The sequence below is a fragment of the Mesorhizobium sp. M7A.F.Ca.ET.027.03.2.1 genome, assembly GCF_003999175.1.
In the GTDB taxonomy this organism is placed as follows: domain Bacteria; phylum Pseudomonadota; class Alphaproteobacteria; order Rhizobiales; family Rhizobiaceae; genus Mesorhizobium.
Map to the genome: position 1 here is coordinate 1 of NZ_RZOM01001180.1, position 1,781 is coordinate 1,781.

Genomic DNA, 1,781 nt, shown 5'->3' on the forward strand with positions numbered 1-1,781 from the left:
GTGTAGCGTTCGCCGCCACCGAACAGCAGGCGTCCATCCGCCGACATGCGGTAGTAGTTGACGACGAAGCGGGTGTCGGACACCGCGACATTGGCCGGGATGACATTGCGCTTGCCCTCCAGCGGCTCGGTGGCGACGATGTAGTTGCCGACCGGCATGATGCGGCTGTTGACGCGTGGCTCCAGCCCATTGAGCAGCGCATCCCCCGCCAGCACGACATGTCTGGCCCGAACCGATCCCTTTGCCGTCGAGACCCGGATCGAAGGCTCACGCTCCAGCTTCACCGCCACCGAGTTCTCGTGGATCGTGACGCCGGCCGCAACTGCCGCACGGGCAAGGCCGAGCGTGTAATTGAGCGGGTGCATGTGGCCGCCGAGCGGCTCGTACATCGCGCCATGATATGACGTGTCGACCTTGGCGCGGGCTTCCGCCGCGGACAGGATCTCGGCATGCGGAAATTTCATCACCGTGGCCAGACACTCGGCCTCTTCCTCGAGATCCCTGAGGTCGGAGCCGTTGACCGCGCCGACCAGATGGCCGGTCAGCCTGAGATCGCAATCGATGGCGTGGCGCTCAATGATATCGAGCACCAGCCCGCGTGCCTCGAAGGCAAGATCGAACAGCACCTTTGCCCGCTCCGGCCCGTAGAGTTTGACCAGGCCCTTGGCGCCCGTGCGCAGGCCGGGGATCATCTGGCCGCCATTGCGGCCCGACGCGCCCCAGCCGATCTTGCCGCCTTCGAGCAGCACCACTTTCACGCCGCGCTCGGCGGCGTGAAGGGCGGCTGACAGGCCGGTGCAGCCGCCACCGACGACCACCAGGTCGGCTTCGACATCGCCGACCAGCGCCGGATGGTCCGGCGCCGGATTGGCAGTGGCGACATAATAGGATTTGGCGATGTCGAGGCCCGAATTGAAACCCGTTGAACTGGAAGCCATGATCACACCTTCAGCAGAAGGTGGTCGCGTTCCCAACTCGTCACCACGCCCTGGAACAGATCGAGCTCCACGCTCTTGACGCGCAGATAGGTCTGGAAGAAATCCTCGCCGAGCAACTCTCGCACCGGGCCGCAAGCCTCGAAACGGTCGAGCGCCTCCTCCATCGTTTTCGGCAGCGTGCTCTTGATCTTGTAGGCATTGCCCGACGCTTCGGCCGAGCGCGCCAGTTTCTGTTCGACGCCAAGATAGCCGGCAAGCAGCGAGCCGGCGATCGCCAGGTAAGGATTGGAATCCGCACCCGGAAGCCGGTTCTCCACCCGCCGCGCCGCGCGGCCCCCGGCCGGCACGCGCAGGCCGCAGGAACGGTTGTCATGCGACCATTCGATGTTGGCCGGCGCGCTGTGGTTCGGCCTTATGCGGCGGAACGAGTTCACATTGGGCGCAAACAGCGGCATGATTTCCGGGACATATTTCTGCAGGCCGCCGATGAAGTGGCCGAACATTGCGGTGTCGGCATCGTCGCTGCCGGCAAACAGCGTCCTGCCAGCCTCGTCGATGACCGACATGTGCAGATGCATCGAGCTTCCCGCCTGCGCCGCGATCGGCTTGGCCATGAAGGTCGCATGCATGCCGCTTTGCTGCGCGGCCTGGCGCGTCAGCCGCTTGAACAGCAGCACCTTGTCGGCCAGCGGCAGCGCATCGCCATGCAGGAAGTTGATCTCAAGCTGCGCCGTACCCGATTCATGGATCAGCGTGTCGAGCGGCAGGCCGGCCGCCGCCGCATAGTCATAGACGCGCCGGATCACCGGCTCGAACTCCTCGAGCGCGGCCATGTCATAGGGA

The 1,781-nt window shown here is 64.9% G+C and carries 2 protein-coding genes; both read right to left on the bottom strand.

Annotation, left to right across the window (positions count from 1 at the left end; translation table 11 throughout):
• Nucleotides 1-938, bottom strand: a 938-nt coding sequence (locus tag EN750_RS32680) for an FAD-dependent oxidoreductase (RefSeq protein ID WP_145968134.1), incomplete at its 3' end; no start/stop codon positions are given.
• 2 nt (nucleotides 939-940) lie between these two features.
• On the bottom strand, nucleotides 941-1,781 hold an 841-nt coding region (locus EN750_RS32685; RefSeq protein ID WP_189526625.1), incomplete at its 5' end, for a glutamine synthetase family protein.